At 65.6% G+C, this 15,110-nt stretch carries 17 protein-coding genes; 12 read left to right on the top strand and 5 right to left on the bottom strand.

Annotation, left to right across the window (positions count from 1 at the left end; genetic code table 11):
• Positions 1–60: 60 nt before the first annotated feature.
• From rimM to ACQCSW_RS09310, 12 genes are all read left to right on the top strand, one after another.
• On the top strand, positions 61–606 hold the full coding sequence (gene rimM / locus ACQCSW_RS09255; RefSeq protein ID WP_426990471.1) for a ribosome maturation factor RimM: 546 nt from the start codon (positions 61–63) through the stop codon (positions 604–606).
• Positions 607–1,464 carry a tRNA (guanosine(37)-N1)-methyltransferase TrmD gene (gene trmD, locus ACQCSW_RS09260; RefSeq protein WP_426990472.1) on the top strand — a complete coding sequence of 286 codons (858 nt, stop codon included), beginning with the start codon at positions 607–609 and terminating at the stop codon, positions 1,462–1,464.
• Positions 1,465–1,706: 242 nt separating this feature from the next.
• Positions 1,707–2,066: a 50S ribosomal protein L19 gene (gene rplS / locus ACQCSW_RS09265; protein WP_056349088.1), complete on the top strand. Its 360-nt coding sequence runs from the start codon at positions 1,707–1,709 to the stop codon at positions 2,064–2,066.
• A gap of 84 nt (positions 2,067–2,150) precedes the next feature.
• A complete protein-coding gene (gene lepB, locus ACQCSW_RS09270) occupies positions 2,151–2,828 on the top strand; it encodes a signal peptidase I (RefSeq protein ID WP_426990473.1) in 678 nt (225 codons plus the stop codon).
• Positions 2,829–3,695, top strand: coding sequence for a signal peptidase I (gene lepB / locus ACQCSW_RS09275; RefSeq protein WP_426990474.1), 867 nt, complete (start codon positions 2,829–2,831; stop codon positions 3,693–3,695).
• 2 nt (positions 3,696–3,697) lie between these two features.
• The gene (locus ACQCSW_RS09280; RefSeq protein WP_426990476.1) at positions 3,698–4,453 is read left to right on the top strand and encodes a ribonuclease HII; all 756 of its coding nucleotides are present in this window, start codon (positions 3,698–3,700) and stop codon (positions 4,451–4,453) included.
• 78 nt (positions 4,454–4,531) lie between these two features.
• Entirely contained in the window at positions 4,532–4,858 is a 327-nt protein-coding gene (locus ACQCSW_RS09285) for a DUF2469 domain-containing protein (protein ID WP_111909356.1), read from the top strand.
• A gap of 123 nt (positions 4,859–4,981) precedes the next feature.
• Complete coding sequence (locus ACQCSW_RS09290; protein ID WP_111909355.1) at positions 4,982–5,338, top strand: YraN family protein; 357 nt, start codon at positions 4,982–4,984, stop codon at positions 5,336–5,338.
• Positions 5,339–6,883, top strand: coding sequence for a YifB family Mg chelatase-like AAA ATPase (locus tag ACQCSW_RS09295; protein WP_426990477.1), 1,545 nt, complete (start codon positions 5,339–5,341; stop codon positions 6,881–6,883).
• A 13-nt stretch (positions 6,884–6,896) separates the two neighbouring features.
• Entirely contained in the window at positions 6,897–8,081 is a 1,185-nt protein-coding gene (gene dprA / locus ACQCSW_RS09300; RefSeq protein ID WP_426990478.1) for a DNA-processing protein DprA, read from the top strand.
• Positions 8,082–8,132: 51 nt separating this feature from the next.
• Complete coding sequence (locus ACQCSW_RS09305; protein ID WP_426990479.1) at positions 8,133–9,059, top strand: tyrosine recombinase XerC; 927 nt, start codon at positions 8,133–8,135, stop codon at positions 9,057–9,059.
• Positions 9,060–9,333: 274 nt separating this feature from the next.
• Complete coding sequence (locus ACQCSW_RS09310) at positions 9,334–9,837, top strand: DUF3145 domain-containing protein (protein ID WP_354250984.1); 504 nt, start codon at positions 9,334–9,336, stop codon at positions 9,835–9,837.
• 153 nt (positions 9,838–9,990) lie between these two features.
• On the opposite strand, the gene ACQCSW_RS09315 is transcribed toward ACQCSW_RS09310, so the two are convergent.
• The 5 genes from ACQCSW_RS09315 to ACQCSW_RS09335 all read right to left on the bottom strand — a co-directional run bounded on the left by ACQCSW_RS09315 (position 9,991) and on the right by ACQCSW_RS09335 (position 15,026).
• Complete coding sequence (locus tag ACQCSW_RS09315; protein ID WP_354250985.1) at positions 9,991–11,226, bottom strand: beta-ketoacyl-[acyl-carrier-protein] synthase II; 1,236 nt, start codon at positions 11,224–11,226, stop codon at positions 9,991–9,993.
• Positions 11,227–11,379: 153 nt separating this feature from the next.
• Entirely contained in the window at positions 11,380–11,625 is a 246-nt protein-coding gene (locus tag ACQCSW_RS09320; RefSeq protein WP_111909351.1) for an acyl carrier protein, read from the bottom strand.
• A gap of 81 nt (positions 11,626–11,706) precedes the next feature.
• Complete coding sequence (locus ACQCSW_RS09325; protein ID WP_426990480.1) at positions 11,707–12,768, bottom strand: beta-ketoacyl-ACP synthase III; 1,062 nt, start codon at positions 12,766–12,768, stop codon at positions 11,707–11,709.
• Positions 12,765–13,694, bottom strand: a complete 930-nt coding sequence (locus ACQCSW_RS09330) for an ACP S-malonyltransferase (protein WP_426990481.1) — start codon at positions 13,692–13,694, stop codon at positions 12,765–12,767. Before ACQCSW_RS09330 ends, ACQCSW_RS09325 begins: the two co-directional genes overlap by 4 nt.
• A gap of 87 nt (positions 13,695–13,781) precedes the next feature.
• The gene (locus ACQCSW_RS09335) at positions 13,782–15,026 is read right to left on the bottom strand and encodes a PucR family transcriptional regulator (protein ID WP_111909348.1); all 1,245 of its coding nucleotides are present in this window, start codon (positions 15,024–15,026) and stop codon (positions 13,782–13,784) included.
• Positions 15,027–15,110 lie beyond the last annotated feature (84 nt).

Consider the following 15,110-nt stretch of genomic DNA (forward strand, 5'->3'; position numbering starts at 1 on the left):
GGGCCGGAGTGCTTTCACCACAACATCGTGGATAATCCCAGAACCGGAACAGAGGAACAGATGAAGCTTCAGGTGGCACGAATCGGTAAACCGCATGGAATCCGCGGCGAAGTGACGGTCCAGGTGCTGACCGACGCTCCGGGGGACCGGTTCGTTCCCGGTACGGAGTTTGTGGTGGAGCCTGCATCGGCCGGCCCGCTTAGTGTTGAGAGTGCGCGGTGGAACAAGGACATCCTGCTGCTCGCGTTCGAGGGAATTGAGACCCGCAACCAGGCAGAGACCCTGCGCGGCGCCAAGCTCTTCATCGAAACCGAAGAGCTGGACGAGGACGACGACGAAGGCTGGTATGAGCACGAACTGGTGGGGCTCGAAGCTCGGGTGGGCACGCAGGTAGTTGGCAAGATCGCCGCCCTGCACACCTTGCCCGTCCAGGATCTGCTCGTGGTTGAAACGTCGGACGGCAAGGAAATCCTTGTCCCGTTCGTGGAGCAGATCGTTCCGGAGGTTAATGTGGCCGACGGCTTTGTCCTGCTGACGCCGCCGGACGGACTCTTTGAGGTCAACGACGGCGAAGCCGGCACCGGCGAACCCGAGGAAAATGCGTAGATGAGAATCGACGTCGTCAGTATCTTCCCGGAGTACCTGGCGCCTTTGGAGCTCTCGCTCATTGGCAAGGCCCGCCAGGACGGCCTGCTGGACCTGCGCGTCCATGACCTGCGTGATTTCACCACCGACAAGCATCGCTCAGTGGACGACACCCCGTACGGCGGCGGTGCCGGCATGGTCATGAAGCCCGAGCCGTGGGCGCAGGCGTTGGCTGCTGTCGCCGCAGCCGGTGAAACCGCAGTAGGCGCCGAGACCACGGCCGGCAAGCCCGCCAAACCGGTGTTGATCGTCCCATCGCCGGCGGGGGAGCGCTTCAACCAGGCCTTGGCCTATGAGCTCGCCGAAGAGGAGCAGCTGGTTTTTGCCTGCGGCCGCTATGAGGGCATCGACGAGCGCGTCATCGAGTGGGCGGAAGAGCACTTCACGGTGCGCCCCATGAGCCTTGGCGACTACGTGCTGAACGGCGGCGAAGTGGCCGTTCTGGCGATGGTCGAAGCCATCGGCAGGCTGCTGCCCGGCGTGGTGGGCAACCCTGATTCCCTGGTGGAGGAGTCGCATTCGGACGGGCTGCTGGAATACCCCGTGTACACCAAACCCTCCAGCTGGCGGGACCGGGAGGTCCCGGCAGTGCTGCTGAGCGGCAACCACGGGAAGATCGCGCAGTGGCGCCGCCACGAGCAGTACCGGCGGACGGCGGAACGCCGCCCGGACTTGCTGGAAACGTTCGACGCCGGGAAGCTGCCACGTGCCGACCGGACGGCTTTCGCCGACCTCGGGTACGATTTCGTGGACGGTCACCTCCGGGCGCGGCGGCAGGCCGGGACCGGCCAGGACACCGGAACCGACACCTCAGCCTGAACCGGAGCGTGGCGGTCTACGGCGATTGGCTGTAGGCCTAAGAGTGTGGCAAAATTAGTCTTTGTGTCTGCTGGGTCCGCACCTGCCACAGGGGGAGCGCAACCAACAGCTGGACACCCCGGGACCATCAATCAGTGAAGGAACCGGACCCACTTAACTTTCGGCGGTAATTTCCGGTGCTTCCGGGCTTGCCCGCCGTGACCCAAAGTGAATGACCTGTGGCGTTCACCAGGAGTGCAATCATGCATATTCTCGATTCCGTAGATGCAGCCTCGCTGCGCACCGATGTTCCTGTCTTCCGCGCGGGTGACACCCTCAAGGTTCACGTGAACATCATCGAAGGCAAGAACTCCCGTGTCCAGGTATTCCAGGGCTTCGTCCTGGGCCGCCACGGCGACGGTCTTCGCGAAACCTTCACCATCCGCAAGGTCTCCTTCGGCGTCGGTGTGGAGCGTACCTTCCCGGTGCACTCCCCGATCATCGATAAGATCGAGGTCGTCTCCAAGGGTGACGTGCGCCGCGCGAAGCTTTACTACATGCGCGACCTGCGCGGCAAGGCTGCGAAGATCAAGGAAAAGCGCGACTTCCAGCCCAAGAAGTAAGTCCCCAGGGACCTGCAAAGCAGGCCCCAGCCGTACCAGGCCAGCGCCGGAGCCCTTCGCAGCAGCGCCCCAGGAATACGGATCATGGACCAGACAAAACGCCAGCCCAGAAGAATGGGCTGGCGTTTTGCGTTCCTGGCAGTTCTCCTGGCCGTGGCTATCAGTGGGCTGGTCCGTTCCCTGTGGCTGGACGTCTATTACATACCGTCCGAATCCATGGAGCCGGTCCTTGCGAACGGGGACCGCATCCTGGTCTCCAGGACAGACTTCCATGCCGAACCCATCCGTCGAGGCGACATTGTGGTCTTCGACGGCAAGGGTTCGTTTGCTCCGCTGAACAGCGGGAAGGGCCCCCTTCTGGATTCCGTTGTAGCGGCCGGGCAGTGGCTTGGCCTGGCCGGCAGTGACACCACGTACGTAAAACGTGTAATCGGTCTGCCGGGGGACACCGTGGTCTGCTGCGATGCACACGGAAAGATCACCGTCAATGGCGAGGCCCTCGACGAGCCATACCTGTTCGACGGAGACAGTCCAAGCACGCAGATCTTCAGCGCCGTGGTGCCCGACGGGAGGCTCTGGCTGCTCGGTGACCACCGCTCAGCGTCCGCTGACTCGCGCAGCCTGCTCGGTGCGCCCGGCGGTGGCATGGTGCCAACGGACCGGGTCATCGGCAGGCCGGTCCAGATCATCTGGCCACTTGATAGATTTGCTGCAGTACTACGGCCGCCAGCGGCAGGACCAACAACAGAGGACGGACAGTAAATGCCCGAGAACAATGCCCGGACACCCGAGCCGCCTCGCGAAGGCGCCCCCGGTGCCGACGCCGACGGTATGTCCCCCAACATGATTTCCGGCGGCGTGACCTCCGACGACGTGATTGCCGACGGCGTGGCGGATGGCAGCCCGTCGGCGCCGCCGTCCGGCAGGCGATCCGCGGCACCGAATACCGAGCCCGCCGCGCCCAGCCAGCTCTTTGTCTGGCTGAAGGAGGTTGCCACGGTGGTGGTGATCGCCGTGGTGCTGTCCTTCCTGATCAAGACCTTCCTGTTCCGCGCGTTCTATATTCCGTCCGAGTCCATGGTCAGCACCCTGGACGTCAACGACCGCATCTTCGTGAACCTGCTCGTTCCGGAGCCGTTTTCCCTCTCACGCGGCGATGTTGTGGTCTTCCGTGACACTAAGGGCTGGCTGAGTACCGCGCCGGATGAACCGAATGGACCCTTCACGTGGGTCCAGGACGGCCTGACATTTGTGGGACTACTGCCGGACAACTCCGAGCAGCACCTCGTCAAACGCGTCATCGGGCTTCCCGGTGACAAGGTGATCTGCTGCGACGACGGCGGTAAACTGACCATCAACGGATCTCCTGTTGATGAAACCTATATCAACGGGGCTGAGGAACCGCAGATCCGTGCCTTCGACGTCGTTGTTCCGGAAGGAAAAGTCTGGGTCATGGGCGATAACCGGAATCACTCCGCGGATTCCCGCTCGCACCTGGAGTCCAATGGCGGATTCGTCGACCTCGTGGATGTGGAGGGCAAAGCCGCCGTCATCGCGTGGCCGCTGAACCGGATCACTGTCCTTGACAACTATCCGGCCGTCTTCCAGAACGTGCCTGCGGGAGGCTAGCAATGTCCGCAGTGATACCGGTCACCACAGCCACAGCCACAGCCACCGCCACAGCTCCGGCCCGCCAGACGGCCGGGGTCCGCTCCAAAGCACCGACACTGCGGCATGAGCGGACCTTCAAAGCGCAAGGTGCCCGCTACCTGGCCGGCGTGGATGAAGTGGGCCGCGGGGCGCTGGCAGGACCTGTTAGCGTCGGGATCGCCGTCGTGGACCTCCACACCCAGAAGCCCTTGGCCGGTGTTCGGGACAGCAAGCTCCTCGGCCCCTCCGAACGGGAACGTCTGGAACCGCTGGTCAGACGCTGGAGCGTTGCGTCGGCAGTCGGGCACGCCTCCGCGCGGGAGATCGACGCGATGGGCATCATTGCTGCGCTGCGGCTCGCCGGTACGCGCGCGTGGCAGGACATCCTTGCTGCGGGAGTCAGCCCTGATGTGGTGCTGCTCGATGGCAGCCACAACTGGCTCTCGCCCGCCGGGCAGCCTTCCCTGTTTGACGAGCCACCCCTGGATTTCGCGTGCACTGCCCCCGTCCACACCAAGATCAAGGCGGATATGCTGTGCCTGAGCGTGGCCGCAGCCAGCGTGATTGCGAAGGTGGAACGTGACGAGCAGATGCGCGGCCTGCACAGTGAATACCCCGATTTTGGCTGGGACATCAACAAGGGCTACGCCACGGCAATTCACCGGGATGCGCTCCGCGCCGCAGGAGCCACACCGTACCACCGGGTGAGTTGGAACCTCCTGGGCGGCGAACTCTGATTCCCTGCCGGACTGGTGTGGGGCTGACGCGGCGCGGACGCTGCGACTGCGGCGCCCTGGATGGTGCAAGATGGAAGCATGAGTGCAGAGGATCTTGAAAACTATGAAACCGACATGGAGCTGCAGCTCTACCGTGAATACCGCGATGTTGTCGGGCTCTTCAGTTACGTTGTCGAGACCGAACGCCGCTTTTACCTCGCCAACCATGTTGACCTGCAGGCCCGAAGCGCCGACGGCGAGGTCTACTTCGATCTGACGCTGCAGGATGCATGGGTGTGGGATGTGTACCGTTCGGCACGGTTCGTCAAGACGGTCCGCGTCCTCACGTTCAAGGATGTCAACGTCGAAGAACTGCCCCGCAACGAGGAACTCGCCTTGCCGAAGGACGTTGACCTCGGCAACTGACGCCGGCCCACTGCTCCTCCACAGCTCTGCCGCAATGGGGCGACTTTCCCGGGTTACTCACATACGCGAATAGTGTCCTGTCCTCCGCCGTCCTGCCACTGCAGGCTGGTTGCGGAGGTAGAAATGAAATCCAAAGACCTGTTGGGCCGGCGCGGCGAGGAGCTCGCCGCCGGCTATCTTGAATCGCTCGGCATGCTGGTGGTGGAACGCAACTGGCGCTGCACCGAAGGTGAAATAGACATTGTGGCCCTGGACGGGGACGCGCTGGTCATCGCTGAGGTGAAAACCCGCCGTTCCCTGGACTACGGGCACCCGTTCGAAGCCGTGGGGCCAGACAAACTCGCCCGGCTGCATCGGCTTGGTTCGGCGTGGTGCCGGGACCGGGAGCTGCGGATGCCGCTACGGCGCGTGGACGTCATTGCCGTGGTGGACGACGGCGGCGGCGAACCCCTGGTGGAACACCTCAAGGGGGTGGGGTAGGTGGTGTTGGGCCGGGCCTACTCCGTGGCGCTGGTGGGTTTGAACGGGTACATCGTCGAGGTAGAAGCCGATATAGGCCAGACGTTGCCGGCATTTGTGATCTTGGGCCTGCCGGATGCCGCGCTCAACGAGGCTAAGGAGCGGATACGTTCCGCGGCCAAGAATTCCGGAATTCCGCTGAGCCGCCGGAAGATCACGGCCAACCTCATCCCGGCGTCGCTGCCCAAACGCGGTTCCGGCTTCGACCTTGCCGTGACCATGGCGGTCCTGAGGGCCGCAAATGACATCAAGGCCACCGGCCGGACCGTCTTCATCGCCGAACTCGGCTTGGATGGCCGGCTGCGGCCGGTGCGCGGCATCCTGCCGGCAGTGATGGCGTCGGTGCAGGCCGGCTATCCGGACGTGGTGGTCGCGCATGCCAACCTCGGCGAAGCATCGCTGGTCCCCGGAGCCAACGTCCGGGGGTACCGCACGCTGGCGCGGCTGGCGCTCGATTTCGGTGCAGACCCGCAAGAGCTCGCTCTGGACTTCGAACCGGAGGACGAGGCCGGTCACGGGGATTCCGAACCGGGGGCTCAGACCGTTCCTGACATGGCGGACGTCTCCGGCCAAGGCGAAGCCAGGCGTGCACTCGAGGTGGCCGCTGCCGGGGCCCACCATCTGCTCCTGACCGGACCTCCGGGCGCGGGCAAGACCATGCTGGCCGAAAGGCTCCCCGGTCTCCTGCCGGACCTTGCCGACAATGAGGCCATGGAAGTCACTGCCATCCACTCGCTCTGCGGCCTTCCCTCATCCGCCGTTCAGCTTGTGCGGCGGCCGCCGTTCGAAAATCCGCATCATTCGGCCACAGCCGCAGCCATTATCGGCGGAGGATCGGGGTTGCCCCGCCCGGGTGCGGCGTCGCGGGCCCACCGTGGAGTCCTGTTCCTGGACGAAGCCCCGGAATACGAACGGCGCGTCCTGGATGCCCTTCGCCAGCCCTTGGAGAGCGGCGAGCTGGTCATTCACCGCTCGGCAGGAACGGCGGCCTATCCTGCCCGGTTCCAACTGGTCCTTGCCGCCAACCCCTGTCCCTGCGGCAAGGCATCGGGGAAGGGCCTGGACTGCACGTGCACGCCTATGATGCGGCGCCGCTACGTGGCCAGGATGTCCGGTCCGCTGCTGGACCGGGTTGATATCCAGCTGCAGGTAGAGCGCGTGTCACTGGCCGACTTCGGCCAGGCGGGCGCCGAAGAAGACACTGCCGCCGTGGCCCGGCGGGTCGGCGACGCACGCCGACGGCAGGCTGAACGGCTGCAGCCGCTGGGAATGGAAACGAACTCGCAGGTGCCCGGCCGGATTCTGCGCGGTGCCCTACGGTTGCCGGCCGGCGCCACCCGGATCCTGGACCACTCACTGGAGCGGGGCGTGCTGACAGCCAGAGGCTATGACAGGGTTCTGCGGCTGGCCTGGACCCTGGCGGACCTGTCGCACCGCGACATGCCCGACACCAACGACATCGGCCAGGCCCTTGGCCTCCGGCAGGCTGCCTCGGCAGCTGCGTGAAGGAAGGAACCACATGGACAACGAACGGATCGCCCGGGCCGCCCTGTCGCGGCTCATGGAACCCCAGGACGCTGCCGGACTTGCGCTCGTGCAGGCGACAGGCGCGCCCGACGCCCTGCGCATCGCTACCGGCCAGGCGGCCGCCGGCCCGGCACTGGAGCGGGAGATTACGGGTCTGCTGGCGGACAACGGCGCCGGAACCAGCTGGGCGGGGATGGCTGCCGCCCTCAAACGCTGGGGTCCCCGCATTCCGGATCTGGCGCCCGAGCGTGACCTGGCCACCATGGCACGCCTTGGCGGCCGGCTGATTATCCCGTCGGATGATCTCTGGCCTGCCCAGCTCGGCGACCTTGGGATGCAGGAGCCCATCTGTCTGTGGTGGCGGGGCCTGGAACAGGAGCTTCCCCGCCCGGACCGGAGCGTGGCGCTGGTGGGGTCCCGCGACAGCACCAGCTACGGCGCCTCGGTGACCGGGGACCTGGCCTACTCATTGGCCCAGCGGGGCTTCACCGTGGTGTCCGGGGGCGCGTACGGCATCGACGCCCACGCGCACCGGGCAGCACTGGCCGGGGGATCGGCGGCGGTGCCTACCATCGCGGTGATGGCAGGTGGTGTGGACCGGTTCTACCCGTCCGGCAACGAGGACCTCCTGCGGGCGGTCTGCAACCAGGGAGCGGTGCTCGCCGAGGTGCCGCCGGGGTCGGCACCCACCCGCTACCGCTTTCTCCAGCGGAACAGGCTGATCGCGGCCTTGGCCGCCGTGACGGTGGTGGTGGAAGCCCGCTGGCGGTCCGGTGCGCTGAATACGGCCCACCACGCGGAGACGCTTGGCCGGGCGGTCGGAGCTGTTCCGGGGTCCGTGCACAGCGCCAACTCCGCAGGCTGCCACCGGCTGCTCCGGGATGGCGGCGCTGTCTGCGTGACTGACGCCGCCGAGATCGCCGAGCTGGCGTCCCCAAGCGGCGTGGGGCTTGCGGCGCCCGGGACCGCGCATGCGGCCGACCATGACGGACTGACCTTGGAGGATCTGATCCTTCTTGATGCGCTGCCGCTGCGGTCCACCACGTCCGTGGACAAGCTCTGCGCAGTTGCCGGCCTCAGTGCGGAATCGGTGCGGGCCGGGTTGGGCAGGCTAGGCCTGCTGGGGCTCGCAGCTTCAGAAAGGGGCGGCTGGAAGAGGGCCAAGGAATCATCGTAGTTGCCTGTGTCCGGCACGGGATTCCTCGCGGAATTCTGCGACAGTGGAACAGTGGAGAATCAGGAACTGCCCCGGGCGTTTGAGCAGGCCATTGCCGGCTTCGGCAGATACCTGACAGCCGAGCGGGCACGGTCCGGGCATACGCTTCGGGCATACCTGTCGGACCTTCGAAGCCTCCTGGAATACGCCGCCTCCGACGGCGTCACGGATCTGCCGGGCCTGGAGCTGGGCACCCTGCGACGCTGGCTGGGGGCGCAGAGCCAGGCCGGGATATCCCGGGCCACCCTTGCGCGGAGATCGGCTACAGCACGGTCCTTCACCACGTGGGCCATGCGGGAAGAACTCATCGAGACCGACCCTGCACTCCGTCTCAGGGCTCCTAAAGCTGAAAGGTCCCTGCCCGAGGTGCTGCAGTCCCAACAACTCCTCAGGCTACTGAACAGCCTGGAGGAAGCCGCGGCTGACGGGTCACCGGTTCCGTTGCGCAACCGGGCCATGGTGGAGCTCCTGTACGCCACCGGCCTGCGGGTGGGGGAGCTGGCCGCTCTGGATGTGGACGATCTCAACCCGGACCGCCGGACCCTGCAGGTGGTCGGCAAGGGCAACAAGGAGCGGACGGTTCCCTACGGCGTCCCGGCCGCTGTGGCCGTCGACGATTGGCTCCGCAGGGCCAGGCCGCTCCTGGTTACGGGGCACAGCGGACCGGCGCTTTTCCTGGGCGCCAGAGGAAGCCGCGTTGACCAGCGCCAGGTCAGGACCGTGGTGAATGCTCTTTTCGAGGCTCTGGGAGACACGTCAGCAACCGGCCCGCACGCGCTGAGGCATTCCGCGGCAACGCATCTGCTCGATGGCGGCGCGGATCTTCGGGCCGTCCAGGAAATCCTGGGCCACAGCAGCCTCGCCACCACGCAGATCTACACACATGTGTCCGTTGAGCGGCTCCGGAGCAGCTACCAGCAGGCACATCCCCGGGCTTGAGAGCCGGGGGATTCCCGTAAAGGCCGGGTAATCCTGGTCCGTGTCACCTGTGGCGAATCGCACTGGCGTAATTACGCGGCGTACGGCACAATAAGAGTCACGTCCGGCAACTTTCAAGTTTCGCTTGAAGCTCTTTCGCTTCGCGCGTTACCGCAAGTCCGGACACAGCTTAATAATCAGGCAGGGAACACCGCCGCTGGAACGTACAGCACCGGGCAGTTTCATCCAGGCAGAGGTCGTTGGGGAAGACGTACCTACAGCTATGGAGGATGGAATGTCTGTTGCAATGACCCGTGGTGTGCTTTTTGTTCACTCAGCCCCAACAGCACTGTGCCCGCACGTTGAGTGGGCCATTGGATCCGTCGTGGACAAGCGGACGGATCTTGAGTGGACCCCTCAGCCTGCCGCGCCCGGAATGTTCCGCGCCGAGCTCTCTTGGACGGGAAACCCAGGCACGGGATCGCTGCTGGCTTCCTCACTTCGGGGCTGGGCCCATCTTCGCTACGAGGTCACTGAAGAGCCGAGCCAGGGCGTTGACGGCGGCCGCTGGTCACATACCCCCGAATTGGGGATATTCCACGCCACGACGGATGTCCACGGCAACATCATGGTCTCAGAGGACCGCATCCGCTACGCCTACGAATCGGGCGCCGGCGATCCCTCCGCCGTGTACCACGAGCTTTCCTTGGCCTTGGGTGAGGCCTGGGACGAGGAACTCGAACCGTTCCGCCACGCAGCCGAGGGCGCGCCGGTCCGCTGGCTGCACCAGGTGGGTTGACCGGCGCCGGACGTCATTCCGTCGTACTTCCTGTCCGCTGTCCTGGCAGAAGCCGTGCAGGATCGGAATACGGCGCTCCAAAGCAAAGCAGAGGCCCCGCCACATGGCGGGGCCTCTGCTTTGTCTGCGGTACTTGCTGTTCCCGCGCTGCGGCTAGATGCTGCGGACAGCGATCACGGCGTTGTGGCCGCCGAAGCCGAACGAGTTGCTCAGCGCCACAATGTCGCCTGCCGGCAGATCCCTCGCCGACGTGACGACGTCGAGCGGGATCTCGGGGTCCTGGTTCTCGAGGTTGATCGTGACCGGGGCCTTGCGGTGGTAAACGGCCAGCACAGTGAGTACTGCTTCCACGGCACCGGACGCGCCCAGGAGGTGGCCCATCTGTGACTTGGTGGCGGACACTGCGACGTTGTCGATGTGGTTCCCGAGTGATGCGCGGAGGGCCGTGTACTCGGGCTTGTCACCTACGGGAGTGGAGGTGGCGTGCGCGTTGACGTGGACAACGTCCTCGGCCTGGATCCGGCCGTCGAACATGGCTGCCTTCAACGCGCGGGTGGCGCCCAGGCCCTGGGGGTCAGGGGCGGTGATGTGGTAGGCATCGGCCGTCACGGAGGTACCGGCCAGTTCGCCGTAGATGCGGGCGCCGCGGGCAATGGCGTGTTCCTCAGCCTCGAGCACCAGCGCACCGGCGCCTTCGCCCATCACAAAGCCGTCGCGGCCCAGATCGTAAGGGCGTGAGGCACCCTGGGGGTCATCGTTGCGGCGCGAGAGCGCCTGCATGGACGCGAATGCGGCCAGGGGCATGGGGTGGATGGCTGCTTCAGCGCCGCCGCACATCACCACGTCCGCCTTGCCGGAGCGGATCAGTTCCAGGCCCAGGTGAAGGGCTTCGGTGCCCGACGCGCAGGCCGAAACAGGGGTGTGGGCGCCGGCACGGGCGCCAAGGTCAAGGCTGACGGCTGCTGCGACGCCGTTGGGCATCAGCATGGGCACCGTCATGGGCAGGACGCGGCGGGGGCCTTTTTCCTTCAGCGTGTCCCACGCGTTCAGCAGGGTCCAGACGCCGCCGATGCCGGTGGCGAAGGCGACTGCTAGGCGGTCGGGATCAATCTCGGTGATGCCGGAATCGGCCCAGGCTTCACGGGAGGCGATGACGCCGAACTGGGTGGAGGGGTCCATCCGCTTGGCCTCAACGCGGCTCAGGACCTCCAGGGCCGGAGTGGAGCAGCGGGCGGCGAAGTGGACCGGCAGTTCGTACTTGGCGACCCATTCGTCTTCCAGCGTGCGGGCACCGGAGACCCCCTTCAGCGCGTTGTTCCACATGGTGGGTACGTCGCCGCCGATGGGCGTGGTGGCACCCAGACCGGTAATGACTACTTTGCGTGTCATTGGATCACTCTCTGTCGGTGGGCAGGCCGTATCCGGTTATCCGGCGGGGTCCCGCGTGTGGGGCAGCTGGCTGCCGAAAAATGTGGTGGACTGCCGGTCCGGCCTGAGCACGGACCGGCAGCCCAGTCAGCCATAAGGGGCTGAAAGCCTTGGCTAGGCCTGTGCGCCGGCGATGAAGCTGACGGCGTCGCCCACGGTCTTGAGGTTCTTGACCTCTTCGTCCGGGATACGCACGCCGAACTTCTCTTCGGCGTTGACCACGATGGTCATCATGGAGATGGAGTCGATGTCCAGGTCCTCGGTGAAGGACTTGTCCACTTCCACAGCCTCGGGGGCAAGGCCGGTTTCTTCGTTGACGATTTCAGCCAAGCCGGCCAGGATCTCTTCGTTGCTAGCCATTGACGGCTCCTTTTCTTGTTATTGCCGGCAGGGGGTGCCGGAAACGGTGCAGTCCGCGGATGCGGCCTGTGTGGGGCGTTCCTAAGGAAGGACGATTACTTGGGCACCGAAGACCAGCCCGGCGCCGAAGCCGATCTGGAGTGCGAGGCCGCCGCTGAGCTCAGGGTTTTCCTTGAGCAGGCGGTGGGTGGCCAGGGGGATGGAGGCCGCCGAGGTGTTTCCGGCATCGGCGATGTCCCGGGCCACGGTGACGGATTCGGGAAGTTTCAGTTTCTTGACCATCTCGTCGATGATCCGCATGTTGGCCTGGTGGGGGATGAACGCAACGAGGTCTTCCGCCTGGACGCCAGCGGCCTCCAAGGCCTGCTGTGCCATCTTGGCCATTTCCCAGACCGCCCAGCGGAAGACGGTCTGCCCGTCCTGGCGGAGTGTGGGGTAGAGCTCCTGCGCTTCTTCGAGCAGGGCAAAGTCGCCGGGCTCGTCGGACTGGCGGGCCGCCATGCTGAGGTCTCGGACATCCAGCATGGAACGCGTCATGCCGATGGCGTCCCACTTGCTGCCGTCCGAGCCCCACACCGAGGGGCCGATTCCGGGGGTGTCCGAGGGGCCGATGACAACAGCGCCTGCACCGTCGCCCAGCAGGAAGGAAATGGTGCGTTCCCGGTTGTCGATGACGTCGGAAAGCTTCTCCGCCCCGACCACCAGAACGTAGGTGGCGGTGCCGGAGCGGACCAAGGCATCAGCCTGTGCGATGCCGTAGCAGTACCCGGCGCAGGCGGCCGAGATATCGAAGGCAGGTGCCGGCGTCGCACCGATGCGGTCAGCCAGGCTGGCCGCGGCCGACGGCGTGGCGTACGGGTGGGTGACGGTGGAAACGATGACGGCACCAAGCTGGGAGGCTTCGATGCCTGCCTGCTGCAGGGCCTCCCGGGCGGCGCCCTCCGCCATGTCGATGACGCTGACGTTGGCGGCGGCCCGGTGACGGGTCACGATGCCGGTCCGCTGGCGGATCCATTCGTCCGAGGAATCAATCCACTGACAGACGTCGTCGTTGGTGACGATGACGTCAGGCCGGAATGCCCCGAGGCCGATGATGCGGCTGTATTCGTTTACGGGAAACTGTTTCATCGTGGGAACGCTCATGCATTTCCCTCCAGTTCTGCGAAGAGTGCCAGTGCGGCCGTGAGGTCGTCCGGGGTTTTGACTGCAACCGTCTTGACGCCGGGCATGCCGCGCTTGGCGAGCCCGGCCAGGGTGCCGGCCGGGGCCAGCTCAATGACACCGGTGACGCCGCGCTGCACAAGTGTTTCCATGCAGAGGTCCCAGCGGACCGGCCGGGAGACCTGCGCGATGAGGCTCTCGACGGCGGCGCCGCCGTCGGTCACTTCCCGGCCGTCAAAGTTGGACAGCAGGGGCACCTGCGGCTTCTGCGGCTTGAGGCTCGGCTTGAGCGACTCCAGGGCGCTCACGGCGGGGGACATGTGTGAGGTGTGGAACGCTCCGGCCACCTTCAGCGGGATGACGCGTGCCCTGGCCGGCGGGTTGTCCGCCAGGGCCTTGAGCTGTTCGAAGGTTCCGGCTGCCACGGTCTGGCCCGCGCCGTTGACATTGGCCGGTGTCGCGCCGGTAGCCTCGATGGCAGCCAGGACCTCTGCAGGGTCCCCGCCCACCACGGCACTCATGCCGGTGGGGGTCACGGCAGCGGCGGCGGCCATGCTGTTGGCGCGTTCACGGACGAACGTCATGGCTTCCTGCTCGGTGAGCACGCCGGCGAGGGCCGAGGCGGTGATTTCGCCGACGGAGTGACCGGCAAGGATCACGGGAAGCGTGCCGAGTTCGACGTCGAACAGCGACTTTGCGGCGACCAGCCCGGCGGCAACAATCAGGGGCTGCGCAACGGCGGTGTCCTTGATGGTTTCCTCGTCAGAGGTAGTCCCGTGGGCTGTCAGGTCGATGCCCGCGACCTCACTGAGGGAGGCCAGATGGCCTGCTACTGAAGGCAGTTCCAGCCAAGGGGCCAGAAAACCAGGGGTCTGGGAGCCCTGTCCAGGGCAGACTATTGCAAGCACGTATCCAGCTTTCCAAATTACGGGTCATCCAGCGGTGTTTCTCTGCACCAAGCTCAAGGGGTCAGATTGTAGGAAGTCTACAACGACTCACGGCTGATTCCGCGCCGGATGACGCTCCGCCGGGGCTTTTGGCGGCGCCGCAAGCCGTCCGACTACCAACGCCGCCTGCAGCACAAACGCCTCCCGGGGGAGGAGCGGATCCCAGCCCGTGACGTCGCAGACGCGCTTGAGCCGGTACCTGACGGTATTGGCGTGCACAAACAATTCACGGGCGGTCGCCTCAAGGGAATGACCCAACTCCAGGTAGGTGCCCAGGGTCTCGACCAGCCCGTTGGAGGCAGCGACAAGCGGACGGTAGATGTTCTTCACCAGGGATCGGCGCGCCGCTTCGTCACCGGAGATGACGCGTTCCGGCAACAGGTCATCGGCGGCCACGGGCCGGGGGGCGGCGGGCCAGGCCCTCGCGGCGGTCAGGCCGGAAAAGGCAGACTGCGCTGATCCGCTGGCCTCCAGCAGGGAACCGGCTTCCGGGCCGTAGACCACCGGGCCGGGGGCGAACATTTCGCTGAGTTTCAGGTACGCGGTCTCGCGGTCCTGGACGCCGCCAAGGATCAGGATCAGGCGGTCGCCCTGGATGCCTACCAACGCGTCCTCGGCGTAGCGGCCTGCCAGGCGGCGCAGTTCGCTGACGTAGCTGGCGCTGGGTTCCGACGGCGAATTGCCCACCATAACAGTGAACCTCTCCTGTGCCTTCCAACCCAGGGCGGCGATCCGGGACCGTAGCGCGTCCGTGTTTTCGCCACGGAGGATGGCGTCCACGATCAGCGCTTCCAGCCGCGTATCCCAGGAACCGCGGGACTCGGCCGCCCGCGCGTACACGTCTGCCGCGGCGAAGGCCACTTCCCGGGAGTACCGCAGTACCGCTTCGCGGAGGGAGGGCTGGTCAGCTTCGGGGGCGATGACCGGCACCTGGTCTTCCACCACTTCAACCACGATCCGGATGAGCTGGAGCGCCTTCTGGAGGCTGATGGAGCGTGTCAGCTCTGTGGGGGCCGTCCCAAAAACGTCGGAGAGGATCCACGACGGCGAGCTGGGCCGCTCATACCAGGTGACAAACGCTGCGATGCCGTTTTGCGCCACCATGCCCAGGGCTGAGCGCTCATCGGAGCTGAGCCGGGAATACCACGGCAGCGACTTCTCCAGCTGGCGAAGGGTGGTTGTGGAGAGCTGACCCACGCTGGCCCGGAGCTTTTTCAGGGTTTCGGATTTCTCCGGTGTCATGCTGCGCGAGGACGGCTTGCGCTTCACGGGCGGGGTGGTTGGCTCTGGCATCCTTCGAGCATACGGTGCATGCCCGGCAAGCTCCATTTGTGCAAAGGCTACAACGTTGGTGGACCTGCATCGCAGGCGGGCTCC

Origin of the sequence: Pseudarthrobacter sp. Y6, assembly GCF_050156205.1 — a bacterium.
Classification (GTDB): domain Bacteria; phylum Actinomycetota; class Actinomycetes; order Actinomycetales; family Micrococcaceae; genus Arthrobacter.